The 16,112-nt window shown below is 71.0% G+C and carries 9 protein-coding genes; 3 read left to right on the top strand and 6 right to left on the bottom strand.

The annotated features are described in order from the left end of the window. Positions 1-3: 3 nt before the first annotated feature. Positions 4-4,611, top strand: coding sequence for a WD40 repeat domain-containing protein (locus AMK26_RS15510; RefSeq protein ID WP_073755207.1), 4,608 nt, complete (start codon positions 4-6; stop codon positions 4,609-4,611). A 204-nt stretch (positions 4,612-4,815) separates the two neighbouring features. Here AMK26_RS15510 and AMK26_RS15505 read toward each other — a convergent pair whose 3' ends face one another. From AMK26_RS15505 to AMK26_RS15490, 4 genes are all read right to left on the bottom strand, one after another. Beyond that, positions 4,816-5,175, bottom strand: a complete 360-nt coding sequence (locus AMK26_RS15505; RefSeq protein WP_073755206.1) for a DUF6256 family protein — start codon at positions 5,173-5,175, stop codon at positions 4,816-4,818. Between the two features lie 10 nt (positions 5,176-5,185). Further along, positions 5,186-5,422, bottom strand: a complete 237-nt coding sequence (locus tag AMK26_RS15500; protein ID WP_143608531.1) for a DUF6186 family protein — start codon at positions 5,420-5,422, stop codon at positions 5,186-5,188. Positions 5,423-5,533: 111 nt separating this feature from the next. Beyond that, positions 5,534-7,063 (bottom strand): helix-turn-helix domain-containing protein, encoded by a 1,530-nt coding sequence (locus AMK26_RS15495; protein ID WP_073755204.1) that lies wholly within the window; start codon positions 7,061-7,063, stop codon positions 5,534-5,536. A gap of 50 nt (positions 7,064-7,113) precedes the next feature. After that, a complete protein-coding gene (locus tag AMK26_RS15490) occupies positions 7,114-7,470 on the bottom strand; it encodes a VOC family protein (RefSeq protein WP_073755203.1) in 357 nt (118 codons plus the stop codon). 85 nt (positions 7,471-7,555) lie between these two features. Between AMK26_RS15490 and AMK26_RS15485 the strand changes: the two genes are divergently transcribed. Continuing rightward, positions 7,556-7,987: a protein-tyrosine phosphatase family protein gene (locus AMK26_RS15485; protein WP_073755202.1), complete on the top strand. Its 432-nt coding sequence runs from the start codon at positions 7,556-7,558 to the stop codon at positions 7,985-7,987. Between the two features lie 202 nt (positions 7,988-8,189). After that, entirely contained in the window at positions 8,190-10,982 is a 2,793-nt protein-coding gene (locus AMK26_RS15480; RefSeq protein WP_073755201.1) for an aconitate hydratase, read from the top strand. A gap of 61 nt (positions 10,983-11,043) precedes the next feature. Here AMK26_RS15480 and AMK26_RS15475 read toward each other — a convergent pair whose 3' ends face one another. Together AMK26_RS15475 and AMK26_RS15470 are read right to left on the bottom strand one after the other, a co-directional pair. After that, a complete protein-coding gene (locus tag AMK26_RS15475) occupies positions 11,044-11,973 on the bottom strand; it encodes a hypothetical protein (protein WP_338015576.1) in 930 nt (309 codons plus the stop codon). Between the two features lie 203 nt (positions 11,974-12,176). Then, positions 12,177-16,010 (bottom strand): GH92 family glycosyl hydrolase, encoded by a 3,834-nt coding sequence (locus AMK26_RS15470; RefSeq protein WP_073755200.1) that lies wholly within the window; start codon positions 16,008-16,010, stop codon positions 12,177-12,179. Positions 16,011-16,112: the final 102 nt, after the last annotated feature.

The raw sequence follows: 16,112 nt of genomic DNA, 5'->3' as shown, positions 1-16,112 counted from the left end.
GGCGTGCCGGCCCACGACACGGCCCGAGACGGGGCCGACGGTACGGGCGATCTCGCGGCGCTGGGGGCGCACGCGATCCTCATCGGCACGCCCGACCACGTCCCCGGCTCCGAGCTGCCCGCCCTCCCCGCCGTCACAGGGACCCTCGACGACCTCGAGGCGCTCCTGAAGAACGCCTGTGGCCTACGGGGCGACCGGGTGCACCGCGTGCCCGCGGACGCCACGCAGGGCGATGTCGTCGCGGCGGTGGAAGGGGCGGTACGGGAGGCGACCGGGCCGATCCTGCTGTGCTACGTCGGCCACGGCATCCTCGGTCCCGCCGACGAGCTGTACCTCGCCACCCGGGCCGGCCGGTCACCGGAGCGGATCGCCGACGCCGTGCCGTACGGCACGCTCAGGAACCTGCTCACCGAGGCGCCCGGGGGCAGCGTCGTCATCCTGGACTGCTGCTACTCGGGGCGGGCGAAGGCCCCCGGCGGACGGGCGGAGGGCCCGCCGCCGTTCGTGGTCACCCGGCCCGGCGGCAGCTACCTGCTCAGTTCGGCGTCCTGGTACGACCTGTCGTACGCGCCCGAGGGCCGCAGGCACACGCTGTTCGGCGGGAAGTTGATCGAGCTGCTCGGCGAGGGTGACCCGGCCGGCCCTCCGTGGCTCACCCTGGACGGGCTGCACGAGGCCCTCGACCGCGCGTTCCAGGGCGGCCCCATCCGCCCCTGGCGGCAGAGCGAAGGCACCCTCGGCTCCCTGCGGCTGGCCCGCAACCGCGCCTACGCCGAGCCGCGCACGCCCTCCGACCCACCGGCCGACGTGCCGTGCCCGTACCCGGGGATGGAGCCCTTCGGTACCACGCAGACGCGGCACTTCTTCGGCCGCGAGGACCTCGTCCGGCTGCTGCTGGACGTCGTGTGCGACAGCCGGCGGGCACGGGAGGCGGGCGGCACCGCGCCGGTGGTGCTCGTCGGCCAGTCCGGCGTGGGCAAGACGTCGCTGCTCACCGCCGGCCTGCTGGCCGCCCTGGAACGCCGCCACGCCGAAGGGACCGAACGGCCCGAACGGCCCGAACCGTCAGGGCAATCGGACCGCTCCGGGCGCTCCGCACCGTCCGGCCACGCCCAACCGCTCACCCACGCCCGACCGTCCGGGCATGCCGGCCTGCCGTGGCCCGCCGTTCTGTTGCCGGCACCTGGTCCGCATCCGGTGCGGGCGCTGGCCGAGGTGTGGTCCAGGGCCACCGGACGACCGGCGGAGGAGGTGTACCGGGCCTTGTCCACGGGCCGGCTGCCGGAGCCCCGGCCCGGGCGGGAGCGGTGCCGACTGCTCGTCGTCGACCAGTTCGAGGAGGTCTTCACCCGCTGCACGGACGCGGAGGAACGTACCCGCTTCATCGACGTCCTGACGTCCCCGGAAGGAACCGCCGAGCCGCCTCGCGTGGTGCTCGGCCTGCGCGGCGACCACTACGGCGACTGCCTCACCCACCCCGGACTCGCCCGCGCGCTCGACCACGGCCTGTTCAACGTACGGCCCATGGACGACGACGCCCTGCGCGCCGCCGTCGAACGCCCCGCCCAGGCCGCCGGTCTGGCCCTCGAACCCGGCCTGACCGACCGGCTGCTGCGCGACCTGCGCCACGGCGACGGCGGCCACGGCCGCGACGCCGCGCTCCCCTTCCTGGCCCACGCCCTGCGCGAGACATGGCTGCGGCGCAGCGGCGCCACGCTCACCCTTGCCGGGTACGAGGCGACCGGCGGCATCTGGCACGCGGTCACCACGACGACCGACCGGCTGTACGAGGAGCTCGACCAGGACGGGCGGGAGGCCCTTCGCGAACTGCTGCTCCGCCTGGTCCACGTGACCGACGACGGGGTGGCGGTACGCCGTGGGGTTCCCCTCGACAGCCTGCTCGACGGCCTGCCGGTCCCGCAGCAGGCCGCCACCCGTGCCGTACGGGAACGCCTGGCCGCCGCCCGGCTGATCACCGTGGACCAGGACCACGCGCAGATCGCCCACGAGGCGCTGCTGGCGGCCTGGCCGCGGCTGCGGCAGTGGGCCGAGGAGGACCGGGACCTCCTCGTACGGCGGCAACGGCTGGCGGACAGCGCCGAGGAGTGGGTCGCGGCCGGGCGGCACGCGGACTTCCTGCTGACCGGTGTCAAACTGGACGCGGCGGGGGAACTGCTCGACGGCGACCGCCTTCCGCGCGTCGAGCGGGAGTTCGTGGAGGCGAGCTTCGCGGCGGACCTGACCAGGTGGGAGGCGCAGACCCGGCTGAACCGGCGTCTGACATGGCGCCTCCGGGCCGCGCTGGTGGGCCTCTGCCTGGCGCTGGTGGCGACGGGATACGCCTTCCGGCAGTCGACGGAGGCCGACCGGCAACGGACCGCCGCCGAGCAGCAACGAGCCGAGGCCGACCGGCAACGGGACAGTGCCGTGGAGCAGCGGCGGCTGGGCACGGTTCGCGCGCTCGAGGCCGAGGCGGAGAACCAGCGTACGAAGGACCCCCAGCTGTCGTTGCGGCTCGGTCTCGCCGCGCACCGGTTGCGCCCGACCGCGGAGTCGCGGGCGGCGGTGTTCGGCACGCTGGCCGGGACCGGATACGGCGGCAGCTCCACCAGCGACGTCGATGTGGAGAATTCCGTGCTGAGTCACGACGGCCGGACCCAGGCCGCCGCGGACGGCGACCAAGTGGTGCTGTGGGACGTGTCGGACGCCGCCCGCCGCAGGCAGCTCACCGCGCTGCCCGGATGCGCGGAGCATTCCGGGAGCCGCGTGGCCTTCAGTGCCGACGACCGCACGATCGCCGCCGCTTGCGACGGCGGATCCGTCATCCTGTGGTCGCTGGCCGACGTCAAGCATCCGCGCCGTACAGCCGTCCTGCGGGTCGAGGGGCTGAAAGGCGATCCGGCGGGGGTGGCGTTCAGCCCACGGGGCGACCTCCTGGCGGCCGCCGGATGGGGAAGCGGCCGCGATTCCCTGTCCCAGCAGGCCGTGGTGCTGTGGCGGCTCTCCGCCGGCCGCGCGCCACGGCGGATCGCGGTGGAGCGGGGCGTGAATGACAATCGGGCGGTGCTCTTCAGCCCGGACGGCCGGACGCTGGTCAGCTCGACGGGCATGAGCGGGTACAAGGAAGAACCTGCTGACCGGAACTCACTCACCCGTCCCAAGGGCGCCACCTTGTGGGACGTCTCCACGCCCGCGCGACCACGGCGGCTGGCGCGCCTGGACCGTGTGGACGAGGAAACGGCGTTCAGCCCCGATGGCCGGATTCTCGCCACGGAGGCCAGCGGCGGCCGGGTCGTGCTGTGGAACGTCGCCGACCCGTCCCGGCCGAGGAAGCAGGCGGAGTGGGCCGCCCACAAGGACTTCGTCACCGCCTTCGCGTTCAACCCTGCCGGGACGAGGCTGGCCATGGCGTCGTTCGACGAGTCGATCACCGTATGGAACATCGCGAACAGGGCCGAGCCGAAGAAGGAGTCGACCCTGCGCGGGCACCAACGCACTCCCGACGCCCTCGTCTTCGGCCGGAACGACGGCACCCTCACCTCCGTCGACGGACAGACGGTCATTCGCTGGCGCCTGACTCCCCTTGGCCGCCCCCGGGTGCTGGCGTCCATCGCTGATCAGGGCGCCATCAGGTCGGCCGTCTTCACGCACGGCGGCAGAACGCTGGCAACGGCCGGTTTCGACGAAGCCGTCAGCCTGTGGAGCATGCGGCAGCCCGGCCGGCCGGAACGCCTCGCCTCGATGGACCTCGGAGCCTTCGTCCAGGACCTCGCCGTCAGCGCCGACGGAACCACCCTGGCCGCCGCCGACCGCAGGGGCCGGATCACGCTCTGGGACATCACCACGCCCGCCCGGCCGCGCAAGCTGTCCGTCGTCAACCGTGGCCGCGTCGGCTACGAGATGGACGTCAGTCTCAGCCCTCGTGCCACCACGCTGGCCGCCAACGGCGCCGAGACGCTCTTGTCCACGGGGTGGCTCGCCACCTGGGACCTGACGGACAGGAAGCGCCCCAAGCATGTGCGTACGGTCAAGGGCTATCCGTCGTCGCGCGTCGACTTCGGCGCGTACGGGGAGCTGCGGACCATCAACATGGGATCCGCCCTCTCCCATGACGGCCGCCTCTGGGCCGACTCCGAGCTGGGCAGGGGTCTGCGCATTCTGGACCTCCACGCGGCGGCCACGCCCCGGACGGTCGGCCGGGTGACCGGGGACGACTGGGACGTCACCGGCGACCCCTCCTTCCATCCCGGTGGCCATCTGCTGAGCGCCATGAACGAATCCGGTGACGTCCTGTTCGCGGACATCGGGGACCTCCGCCGGACCCACCTCGCCGCCCGGCTCTCCCACCCCACCGAGAAACTGGAGCTGCTCGCCTTCAGCCCCGACGGCCGCCTCGCCGTCACCGGCCGTAGCGACAGCACGCTCCAGATCTGGGACCTGGCGTCCCTCCCGGCCCTCAGTGCCGACCCCATCGGTATGGCCTGCAAACTGGCGGGCCAAGGGCTCGGCCGGGATGCCTGGGCCACCTACGCACCCGGAGTGCCGTACCAGGACAGCTGCCCCCGGCCCGGCACGCCGTCGGCGCCACCGCGGCGGACGCCGCCGGGCTGAACGCGAGAGGTCCGGACGCGAATCACCGGGCGACCGTGGCCCCGCCTCGGTGCAGGTCATCCGGGAGTCCGGGAGGCGGACGAGAAGCTGGGCGAACTGATCGTCCGGGGCAAGGGAACGGCCGACGCCCAGGCCGCCGACGTCCACGGCATCAACGTGGCCCCGGACTGGTGGTCGCGGGACTCGGGCCGCCGGCGTCGCGGCCTATCCGCGTCGCCGTGCGGTGACCCATGACGCGAGGAAGTACACCGGCAGGGTGATGCCGATGAGCAGCGCGGTGCCGGTGACCGCGCTCAGCAGGAAGCGGCCGCCCACATGCGCCACCCCCTGGTAGTAGCCGACCACCACCGCCATCAGCATCACGTAACCGCCGATCGCGGTGCCCGCGACCTGGCGGACCAGGGCCGGCCAGCCCCGTCGGCCCGGACCTGCGAGGACCCGGCGAGCCGGGGGCCACGGCCGCGCCGGGCGGCGCCGGAGGATGAGCAGGCCGCAGCCGAGGAAGCCCATGACCAGGGCGTAGCCGGTCAGCATGAGCGTGATGTTGAGGGATACCGGAAGCACGACCGGCCCCTCAGGAAGGGTCCTGCAACAGGAAGTGCCAGCCGCGTACGAAGGTGTGCCAGCCGTACCACAGCCACAGGGCGAACAGGGCCCAGCGGCCGACCGGGTAGCGCATGACGGCCCTGGTCGCGTCGCTGAGGGTGGGGAACGCGTCGGCCGCCCGGAGCAGGCCGATGCCTTCCCAGGCGAAGATGGCGCCGAACAGTACGGCCCAGACGAGGTAACCGATCACTGGATGCTCTGCCACTGCGTCTCCCGAGGCGCTCGTGCCGTACGAGGGCTGTCAGGTCGATCATCGGCCAGGACCGGCCCCGCCGCTCCTCGTGCAGGGCGACGGGGCCTCAGGGCCCGGAAAGTCCTAGATGTCCCGGAAGATTTCGATCTGCGCGCCGACCGAGTTCAGCCGCTCCGCCAGGTCCTCGTAGCCGCGGTTGATGACGTAGACGTTGCGCAGCACGGACGTGCCCTCGGCCGCCATCATGGCGAGGAGCACGACCACCGCGGGCCGCAGGGCGGGCGGGCACATCATCTCGGCGGCGCGCCAGCGGGTCGGGCCCTCGACCAGGACGCGGTGCGGGTCGAGGAGCTGGAGACGGCCGCCCAGGCGGTTGAGGTCGGTGAGGTAGATGGCCCGGTTGTCGTAGACCCAGTCGTGGATGAGGGTCTGGCCCTGGGCCGAGGCCGCGATGGCCGCGAAGAACGGGACGTTGTCGATGTTCAGGCCCGGGAAGGGCATGGGGTGGATCTTGTCGATCGGGGCTTCGAGCTTGGAGGGGCGGACCGTGAGGTCCACCAGCCGCGTACGGCCGTTGTCGGCGGCGTACTCCGCCGTCCGGTCGTGGTCGAGGCCCATCTCCTCCAGGACCGCGAGCTCGATCTCCAGGAACTCGATCGGTACGCGACGGATCGTCAGCTCCGACTCGGTGACGACCGCCGCCGCCAGCAGGCTCATCGCCTCGACCGGGTCCTCGGAGGGCGAGTAGTCGACGTCCACGTCGATGGACGGCACGCCGTGCACGGTCAGCGTCGTGGTGCCGATGCCCTCGACCCGTACGCCCAGGGCCTCCAGGAAGAAGCACAGGTCCTGGACCATGTAGTTCGAGGAGGCGTTGCGGATGACGGTGACGCCGTCGTGGCGGGCGGCCGCGAGCAGCGCGTTCTCGGTCACCGTGTCGCCGCGCTCGGTCAGCACGATCGGGCGGTCCGGGGTGACGCCGCGGTCGACCTCCGCGTGGTACAGCCCCTCGGTGGCCGTGATGTCCAGGCCGAAGCGGCGCAGCGCGATCATGTGCGGCTCGATGGTGCGCGTACCGAGGTCGCAGCCGCCCGCGTACGGGAGTTTGAACTGCCGCAGCCTGTGCAGCAGCGGGCCGAGGAACATGATGATGGACCGGGTGCGGCGCGCGGCGTCCGCGTCGATGGCGGCCATGTCGAGGTGCGCGGGCGGGACGATCTCCAGGTCCATCCCGTCGTTGATCCAGCGGGTGCGTACGCCGATGGAGTTGAGGACCTCCAGGAGGCGGTAGACCTCCTCGATCCGGGCGACCCGCCTCAGCGTCGTACGGCCCTTGTTGAGCAGCGACGCGCACAGCAGCGCCACGCACGCGTTCTTGCTCGTCTTGACGTCGATGGAGCCGGACAGCCGGCGCCCGCCCACTACGCGCAGATGCATGGGACCCGCGTACCCGAGTGACACGATTTCACTGTCGAGCGCCTCGCCGATCCGGGCGATCATCTCAAGGCTGATGTTCTGGTTCCCGCGCTCAATGCGGTTGACGGCGCTCTGACTTGTGGCCAGCGCCTCGGCGAGCTGTGTCTGCGTCCAGCCGCGGTGCTGCCGGGCGTCACGGATGAGCTTGCCGATGCGTACGAGGTAGTCGTCTGCCATGGGGGCAGGTTATCTCAGATATGAGATGACCCCTGCGCGGGGGTCCGCCGTCAGGGTGACAGGCTGTGCGCCGTGGGGTGTCGTGGCTCGTAGAGTGGCAGTTCACCGCCGCTCGGCAGCCGCAGCGCCGCCAGCAGCCCCCACCCCTGGTCGCTGACCGGCCGTGACACCTCTGCCCCACGGTTCGCCAACGTACCGAGGATGCCCTCGATGTCGTCGCACATCAGATAGAACTCGTGCTTCGGTTCACCCGGCGTCGGGTGTACGGCGACCTCGGCCGGCGGCAGCTTGAAGATGAGCCGGCCGCGCCCCGCGTCGACGTTGTCGAACCCCAGCACGTCCCGGAGGAACGCCCGGTCGGCGTCGGCGTCCTTGGTGTAGAGGATGACGTGCGCGCCACTGAACATGATCCGATGCTCAACCCGCCCATCCGCCCCCGCAACTCCGGCTCCGCCGGCCGGGCCGACGACTGCCGGCGACTACCGTGAGCGGATGACCGAGACCTGGAACCCCATCGATCCCGGTGTCCTGCGGCTGCCCTCCGGGCGACTGGTGCGGGGGCGCGGACTGCGCCGGCCGCTGCCGGGCGGGCCGGCGCCCGCGTACGGCGTGTATCTGCTCGGCAAGCGGCCTCCCGAGGTGCCCTGGGAGGCCCGCTGGCTGCGCTGGCCGGACTTCCGGCTGCCCAGCAGTCCGGCGGACGCCCGTACCGTCCTCCGCGAGGCATGGGAGCGCGCCGCCATCGAACGTGTCGAACTCGCGTGCGGTGGCGGGCGCGGCCGGACCGGTACCGCCCTGGCCTGCCTCGCCGTCCTGGACGGGGTTCCGGCGGACGAAGCGGTGCATTTCGTGCGGCAGAACTATGACCGCCACGCCGTCGAGACGCCCTGGCAGAGACGTTTCGTCCGCCGCTTCACCGCATGACACGACAGTCCACCGGCCGCGCCTCGTCGCGGGGCACGGTCATGTACTAGAGTTATCTCGACATCGAGATATCTGCCGAAAGACGCACCGCAGCCGCGCCAGCCGGTAAGGGTTACCTAACTAAGTCTTACCTTAGCGGATCGGCGAGGAGCCATCGCGGCAGGATGCGGTAAGAACGCGCACATTGATGAAGGAGACTGTCGTGTCGGCGAACAGCTTCGACGCCCGCAGCACGCTGCGCGTGGGCGACGAGTCGTACGAGATCTTCAGGCTGGACAAGGTCGAGGGCTCCGCGCGCCTCCCGTACAGCCTGAAGGTGCTCCTGGAGAACCTGCTCCGCACCGAGGACGGCGCGAACATCACCGCCGACCACATCCGGGCCCTCGGCGGCTGGGACTCGCAGGCTCAGCCGAGCCAGGAGATCCAGTTCACGCCGGCCCGCGTGATCATGCAGGACTTCACCGGTGTGCCGTGTGTCGTCGACCTCGCCACCATGCGCGAGGCCGTCAAGGAGCTCGGCGGCGACCCGGCGAAGATCAACCCGCTGGCCCCGGCCGAGCTGGTCATCGACCACTCCGTCATCGCGGACAAGTTCGGCACCAACGAGGCGTTCGCGCAGAACGTCGAGCTGGAGTACGGCCGCAACAAGGAGCGCTACCAGTTCCTGCGCTGGGGCCAGACCGCCTTCGACGAGTTCAAGGTCGTCCCGCCCGGCACCGGCATCGTCCACCAGGTCAACATCGAGCACCTGGCCCGCACCGTCATGGTCCGGGGCGGCCAGGCGTACCCCGACACCCTCGTCGGCACCGACTCCCACACCACCATGGTCAACGGCCTCGGTGTGCTCGGCTGGGGCGTCGGCGGCATCGAGGCCGAGGCCGCCATGCTCGGCCAGCCGGTCTCCATGCTGATCCCGCGCGTCGTCGGCTTCAAGCTCACCGGCGAGCTGCCCACCGGCACCACCGCCACCGACCTGGTGCTGACCATCACCGAGATGCTGCGCAAGCATGGCGTTGTCGGCAAGTTCGTCGAGTTCTACGGTGAGGGCGTCGCCGCCACCTCCCTCGCGAACCGCGCCACCATCGGCAACATGTCGCCCGAGTTCGGCTCCACCGCTGCGATCTTCCCGATCGACGACGAGACGCTGAACTACCTCAAGCTCACCGGCCGCTCCCAGCAGCAGGTCGCGCTCGTCGAGGCGTACGCCAAGGAGCAGGGCCTCTGGCTGGACCCGGCCGCCGAGCCGGACTTCTCCGAGAAGCTGGAGCTGGACCTCTCCACGGTCGTCCCCTCCATCGCCGGCCCGAAGCGCCCGCAGGACCGCATCGTCCTCGCCAACGCCGCCGAGCAGTTCAACAGCGACGTGCTCAACTACGTCGAGGCCGGGCAGGCGCAGCAGAGCCTGACCTCCCCGGTGGACGAGGCCAGCGACGAGTCCTTCCCGGCCAGCGACGCCCCGGCGTACGGCCACGAGGACAACGGCGCCGGTGCCCCGCAGCACTCGGCCGTGGTGCCGGGCCCCGGGCCGTCCAGCCCGGTCACCGTGACCGCCGCCGACGGCACGACGTACGAGCTGGACCACGGCGCGGTCACCGTCGCCGCGATCACCTCCTGCACCAACACCTCCAACCCGTACGTCATGGTCGCCGCCGCCCTGGTGGCCAAGAAGGCGGTCGAGAAGGGCCTGACCCGCAAGCCGTGGGTCAAGACCACCCTCGCCCCGGGCTCCAAGGTCGTCACCGACTACTTCGACAAGGCGGGCCTGACCCCGTACCTCGACAAGGTCGGCTTCAACCTCGTCGGCTACGGCTGCACCACCTGCATCGGCAACTCCGGCCCGCTGCCGGAGGAGGTCTCCAAGGCCGTCAACGACCACGACCTCGCGGTCACGTCGGTCCTCTCCGGCAACCGCAACTTCGAGGGCCGGATCAACCCCGACGTCAAGATGAACTACCTGGCGTCCCCGCCGCTGGTCGTCGCGTACGCCCTCGCGGGGTCCATGAAGGTGGACATCACCAAGGACGCCCTCGGCACCGACCAGGACGGCAACCCGGTCTTCCTCAAGGACATCTGGCCCTCCGAGGCCGAGGTGAACGACGTCGTCGCCAACGCCATCGGCGAGGACATGTTCTCCAAGTCCTACAGCGACGTCTTCGCGGGCGACGCCCAGTGGCAGGCGCTGCCGATCCCGACCGGCAACACCTTCGAGTGGGACCCGCAGTCCACCTACGTCCGCAAGCCCCCGTACTTCGAGGGCATGACGATGGAGACCACCCCGGTCTCCGACATCACCGGTGCCCGCGTGCTCGCCAAGCTGGGCGACTCGGTCACCACCGACCACATCTCCCCGGCCGGTGCCATCAAGGCCGACACCCCGGCCGGCCAGTACCTCACGGAGCACGGCGTCGAGCGCCGCGACTTCAACAGCTACGGCTCGCGCCGCGGCAACCACGAGGTCATGATCCGCGGTACGTTCGCCAACATCCGCCTGCGCAACCAGATCGCGCCGGGCACCGAGGGCGGCTACACCCGCGACTTCACCCAGGACGGCGGCCCGGTGTCGTTCATCTACGACGCCTCCCGCAACTACATCGACCAGGGCATCCCGCTCGTCGTCCTGGCCGGCAAGGAGTACGGCTCCGGCTCGTCCCGCGACTGGGCCGCCAAGGGCACCGCGCTCCTCGGCGTCAAGGCCGTCATCGCCGAGTCGTACGAGCGCATCCACCGCTCGAACCTCATCGGCATGGGCGTCCTGCCGCTCCAGTTCCCGGAGGGCCAGTCGGCCGAGTCCCTCGGCCTGACCGGCGAGGAGACCTTCTCCATCTCCGGCGTCACCGAACTCAACGACGGCACCACGCCGCGCACGGTCAAGGTCACCACCGACACCGGTGTCGAGTTCGACGCGGTCGTCCGCATCGACACCCCCGGTGAGGCGGACTACTACCGCAACGGCGGCATCATGCAGTACGTGCTGCGCAACCTGATCCGCAACTGAGGACCAGACGCCCGGCGCGAGGGCCGCACCCCCGACGGGGGTGCGGCCCCTCCCGCGTTCGTCACGCCCACGGGGCCATCGGGTACCAGATGACCTCCCGCCGGGCCAGGATCCGCACGTCCCAGTACAGGATCATGAACACCCCCGCGGCGATGAACGCCACCGCCATCACGGCGGACGCCCGGCGCGGGTCAGCCTCGAACCAGCGGCCGAGCCGGTCCCCGGCCAACAGCGCCATCAGGACGAACAGGACCGCCATGATCAGGACGTTCCCGAACGCCTGCAGGCTGAAGGCCACCGCCCCGTACAGCACGTTGTGGCTCTCCGCCGCGTCCCGGAACAACTGCCGGAACAGGGCGAACGGGCGCCCGATGAGGAACGCCCCGATGAGCGCCCCCATCACGAACATCGGCGCGCCCGGATACCGCGCCGACACCCGCGCCAGCGGATCGCGCACCAGGCCCATGGAAGCCAGCCCGAGATACACCATCACCAGGCCGATGATCCCGTACACCACCATCGCCTGGACCAGCCGCGCCGAAAAGCCGGACGACGCCCCGCCCGCGCTCTCCTGGAACTGCGGCATCCCCGTCCCGACCAGCGCCACGATCACACCGTAGAGCGCCGACACCAGCACCGCGCCCGCGGCCAGCGGCCCCAGCGGCTTGAGCACCTGCGCCAGCCGCCCGCGCCGGGTGCGGACGCTGCCCGCCAGCGGGGCGATCGCACTGAACGCCGCCACGTTGCAGGCGGTGAACGTGCCCGCCACACCCGTGGCGAGCGCGAAGGCCACACCGGCCAGGGCGCCTTTGATCGGCGCGTCCCGCACTTCGTGCCCGAGCAGCCCACTGGCGACGTTGTCACCGATCGTCCGGTCGACGAACTCCGCCGACCACACCACCGTCAGCGCGAAACCGAACAGTGCGCTGACGAGAATGATCAGCGCCCGCCGCCTCGGGACATGGCCGTTGACGAAGAGCGACGTACCCACTGGTGCTGAGGAAGCGGACCGAGATCTCTCCGGAGCGTGCGTCATCAGGCTGCCCTTCACTAGGCATGTCCCCGCCAATCCCGCAACCTAGTGCCGCGTTCACGCCACCGACATCCAGAGCGAAGAGTGAACGCCCGGACATGGATGGCGACCCGGCGCACGCCTGTCCGCACGCGCGCCGGGCCTGCCGTCCAACCGCCTGCTCAGCGCAGCAACTCCACCTCCGCCAGCACCGACACCGCGCCCGGCACCAGCCGGTACCTCTCGTACGTACCGGGCCGCGCCACCGTGAACACCCGGGTCTGCCGGTCCCACGCGAACGACTCACCCGACCGCCGGTCGAGGTCCGTCCACGCCGTACCGTCCCGCGAGCCCTGCAGCACCCAGCCCGCCGGGGCGGCGGCCCGCGCCGACGACGTCAGCGTGTACTGGACCGCCCGCGTGCCGCCCGGCGGAACCGGCAGCTCCACGGCCTCCACCGAGGCGGCCGTCGCCGACGTGTCGTCGAACAACTCACCCGCGCCCACGAGCACGTCCCGGGGCGGTGAGGGCACGGAGTCGTCCCGGGTGATGGAGACCGGCGCCGCGCCCGGCCCCGTCCCCCAGGCCGACGGTTCCGGCCCCATCTCGAACTCCAGCACACCGCCCCGCGCGACGAGCGCGTGCGGCAGCGCCGTGGACGTCCAGCGCTTGCCGTTGACCTTCAGCCCCTGCACGTAGACGTTGCGCGCGCTGTTCTCCGGGGCCTTGACCACCAGCGTGCGCCCGTTGTCCATCCGTACGGTCGCCTCGGTGAACAGCGGCGAGCCGATCGCGTACTCCCCACTGCCCATCACCAGCGGGTAGAAGCCCAGCGCCGAGAACAGCCACCAGGCGGACTGCTCGCCGTTGTCCTCGTCGCCGTGGTAGCCCTGCCCGATCTCGCTGCCCGTGTACAGCCGCGACAGCACCTCGCGCACCTTCTCCTGCGTCTTCCACGGCTGCGAGGCCGCGTTGTACATGTACGTGACATGGTGCGCGACCTGGTTGGAGTGCCCGTACATGCCCATCCGTACGTCCCGCGCCTCCGTCATCTCATGGATGACGCTGCCGTACGAGCCGACGAACTCCGGCGAGGCGGTCTCGGGCGTCGCGAAGTAGGTGTCGAGCTTCTTCGCGAGGCCGGCCCGGCCGCCGTACAGATTGGCCAGGCCCCGGCTGTCCTGCGGGGCGGTGAAGGCATAACCCCAGCCGTTGGTCTCCGTGTAGTCGTAGCCCCAGACACGCGGGTCGTACGAGGCCGACGGCACCCGCCACTCGCCCTTCAAGTCCCGCCCCTGGAAGAAGCCGGCGTCCTTGTCGAAGAGCGTGACGTAGTTGCGGGCCCGGCCCAGGAAGTACGCCGCCTCCTCCTTGTACCGGGCCTCGCCGGTCTTCCTGTGCAGCGCGTCGGCCATCCTCGCCAGGCCGTAGTCGTTGAGGTAGCCCTCCAGCGACCACGACAGGCCCTCGTGCGTCGCGGTGGAGGCGTAACCGAGGAACGGGGACGTCTCCATGCCCTTGCGGCCCACGCCCGACGAGGGCGGCACCACCGTCGCGTTCTTCAACGCCGCCTCGTACGCCGCCTCCGCGTCGAAGTCGACGCCCTTGACGTACGCGTCGGCGAACGCGACGTCCGACGAGGTGCCCGTCATCAGGTCCGCGTAACCGGGGGACGACCAGCGGGAGATCCAGCCGCCGTCCTTGTACTGCTGGACGAAGCCGTCCACCAGCTCGCCCGCCTTGCGGGGGGTGAGGAAGGAGTACGCGGGCCAGGTCGTCCGGTACGTGTCCCAGAAGCCGTTGTTGACGTACACCCTGCCGTCGACGATCTTCGCGCCGGTGTGCGTCGGGGTGTCCGGGCCGGTCTGCGGCGAGAAGGGGCTGGCGTACCGGTCCTTGCCGTCGACCTTCTCGAAGCCCGAGTTGGGGTACAGGTACAGCCGGTAGAGGTTGGAGTAGAGGGTGACGAGCTGGTCGCGGGTCGCGCCCTCGACGGTCACCCGGCCGAGGATCCGGTCCCACGCGGCCTGTGCCCGTGCCCGTACCCGCTCGAAGCCCGTCCCCGGCGGGATCTCCGCGGCCAGGTTCCGCTTCGCCTGCTCCACGCCGATCAGGGACGTCGCCATGCGCAGCGTCACCGTGCGGTCCGCGCCCGCGTCGAAGCGCAGGTGGCCCTTGACGCCCGCCGCCGCCGAGCCGGTGACCGGCGCGTCGAAGACGCCGTACACGAACATCCGGGTCGCGCCGGTCGACAGGCCGCTCCTGACGTCCGAGAAGCCGGTGAAGGACCGGGTCGCCGGGTCGAGCGTCAGCCCGCCTTCGTCGGTGACGTTGTCGAAGACGACCGAGGCGTCCGCGCCCGGGTAGGTGAACCGCATCATCGCCGCGTGGTCGGTCGGCGTGATCTCGGCCTTGATGCCGTTCTCGAACGTCACGCCGTAGTAGTGGGGTTTCGCCGTCTCCTTGTCGTGGCGGAAGGGCAGGGCGCGGCGGACACGGTCGGTCTCCGGCGTCCCGGCAGCCGCCGACGGCAGCAGCTGGAACGTCTGCCGGTCGCCCATCCAGGGGCTCGGCTCATGGCTGGCGCTGAACGCCTGCACCGTGGGCAGGTTGTCGGCGTTGTTGCCGCGCGCGTACTCGTACAGCCAGCTCTTCGACGCGGCATTGGTCACCGGCGTCCAGAAGTTGAACCCATGGGGGACGGCGGTGGCGGGGAAGGTGTTGCCGCGCGAGAAGGAGCCGCTGGAGTTGGTGCCGCGCACGGTCGAGACGTGGTCGGAGGGGCGGGCGTGGTGGTCGACCGGGGCGGCGCGCTTGATCGCGATGTCGTCGATCCAGCCCTGGAACGTCGCGGGGCCGTTGGGGGAGTCGTACGCCACCAGGATCCGGTCCACGGTCCTGCCTGCCGCGACGGTCCCGATCCCGGCCGTCACCTGGTTCCACTGGTTGACGTAGAGCCGTTTGGCGGCGCCCTGGCCCCGCGGGGTGAGCGCCCCGCCGTGGCTGTCGACGGCGCCCAGCTCGCTCAGGTAGGTGCCGTCGGTGAAGGCCAGGTCGACGGCGACGTTGGTGGCGGGATAGTTCAGGTCCGTCTCCGGCAGGGAGGGGAAGATCCGGTACGACAGCTCGGTGTCGCGCCGTACGGCCGTGTGGACGTCGAAGATTTTGTTGTACGAGTACGCCCGGCCGCCCGCCCGGTGCGTGCCCGCGTACCGCAGCGCCCGCACCCCGCTGAACCCGGCGTTCGCCTTGGCGGTGGGGGAGCCGCCGGGGCCGCGGTGGACGTGGCTGCGCATGTCGGGCGGGACGGGGGTGGAGGCGTCACCGTTCGAGAACTGGACGTCGGCGAGCTGGGTGATGCCCGAGGCGCCGTTGTTGGCCGTGATCTCCAGCCGGTAATGCGCGTACTCCCTTGAATTGTTGAAGTCGTACGTCCTGGTCTCGAAGCGCTTGGCGAACGTCTGCCCCTCGCGCGTGTCCAGAACCTTCCACTCCGTGCCGTCGGCCGAACCCAGAAGCGTCCAGTTCTTGGGGTCGCGCGGGGCGTGGTCGTTCGCGGAAGTCAGCGCGTATGTCACCACCTTGACGGGTTCGTCCAGGTCGAATTCGACCCAGGCGGTGGGGGAGAAGGTGAGCCATTTGGTGCTCGGCTGGAGGTCGACCAGGTTCTCCTTGGTCTCTCCTGCGCCGCTGTTCTCGCCGCTGGCGCGCAGGGCGGTGACCTTGTCGGTGACGTTGCCGGGTATCCCCGCCGAGAAGGCGCCGTCGACGCCGGAGGCCCGCTTGCGGCCGTCGGCGCCCACGTCGACGGTGTCGCGCCAGTCCGGTGGGCGTTCGTCCGCCTCGAAGGACGTGTGGAACTCCTGGCCGGCCACGGCGGGTTGGCCGGGCAGGGCCAGGGCGGTGGCCGGCGGGGCGGCCGCCGCGATCAGCGAAGCGGCCGCCACGAGGGCGGCCGTACGGGGGTGTCGGTGTCGGGTTCTCGGTGCGGACGTGCTGGGCTGTCTGGGCTGCATCCCGCGTCCTGCCTCCTGCCGAAAGCGCGTTGGACAACGTTGTCAGAGGACCTGCGCACGAACAGTAGGGAGGTAAGTGATGTGCGGTGTCAAGGGTGTTGG

The organism is Streptomyces sp. CB03234, assembly GCF_001905885.1.
Taxonomy (GTDB): Bacteria; Actinomycetota; Actinomycetes; order Streptomycetales; family Streptomycetaceae; genus Streptomyces.
This window is presented reverse-complemented; position numbering and strand designations above follow the sequence as displayed.

Coding starts and splice junctions, on each gene's coding strand:
- AMK26_RS15470 (WP_073755200.1), bottom strand. CDS start 16,010: ATGCAGCCCAGACAGCCCAGCACGTCCGCACCGAGAACCCGACACCGA.
- AMK26_RS15495 (WP_073755204.1), bottom strand. CDS start 7,063: ATGGCAGACGACTACCTCGTACGCATCGGCAAGCTCATCCGTGACGCC.
- AMK26_RS15490 (WP_073755203.1), bottom strand. CDS start 7,470: ATGTTCAGTGGCGCGCACGTCATCCTCTACACCAAGGACGCCGACGCC.
- AMK26_RS15485 (WP_073755202.1), top strand. CDS start 7,556: ATGACCGAGACCTGGAACCCCATCGATCCCGGTGTCCTGCGGCTGCCC.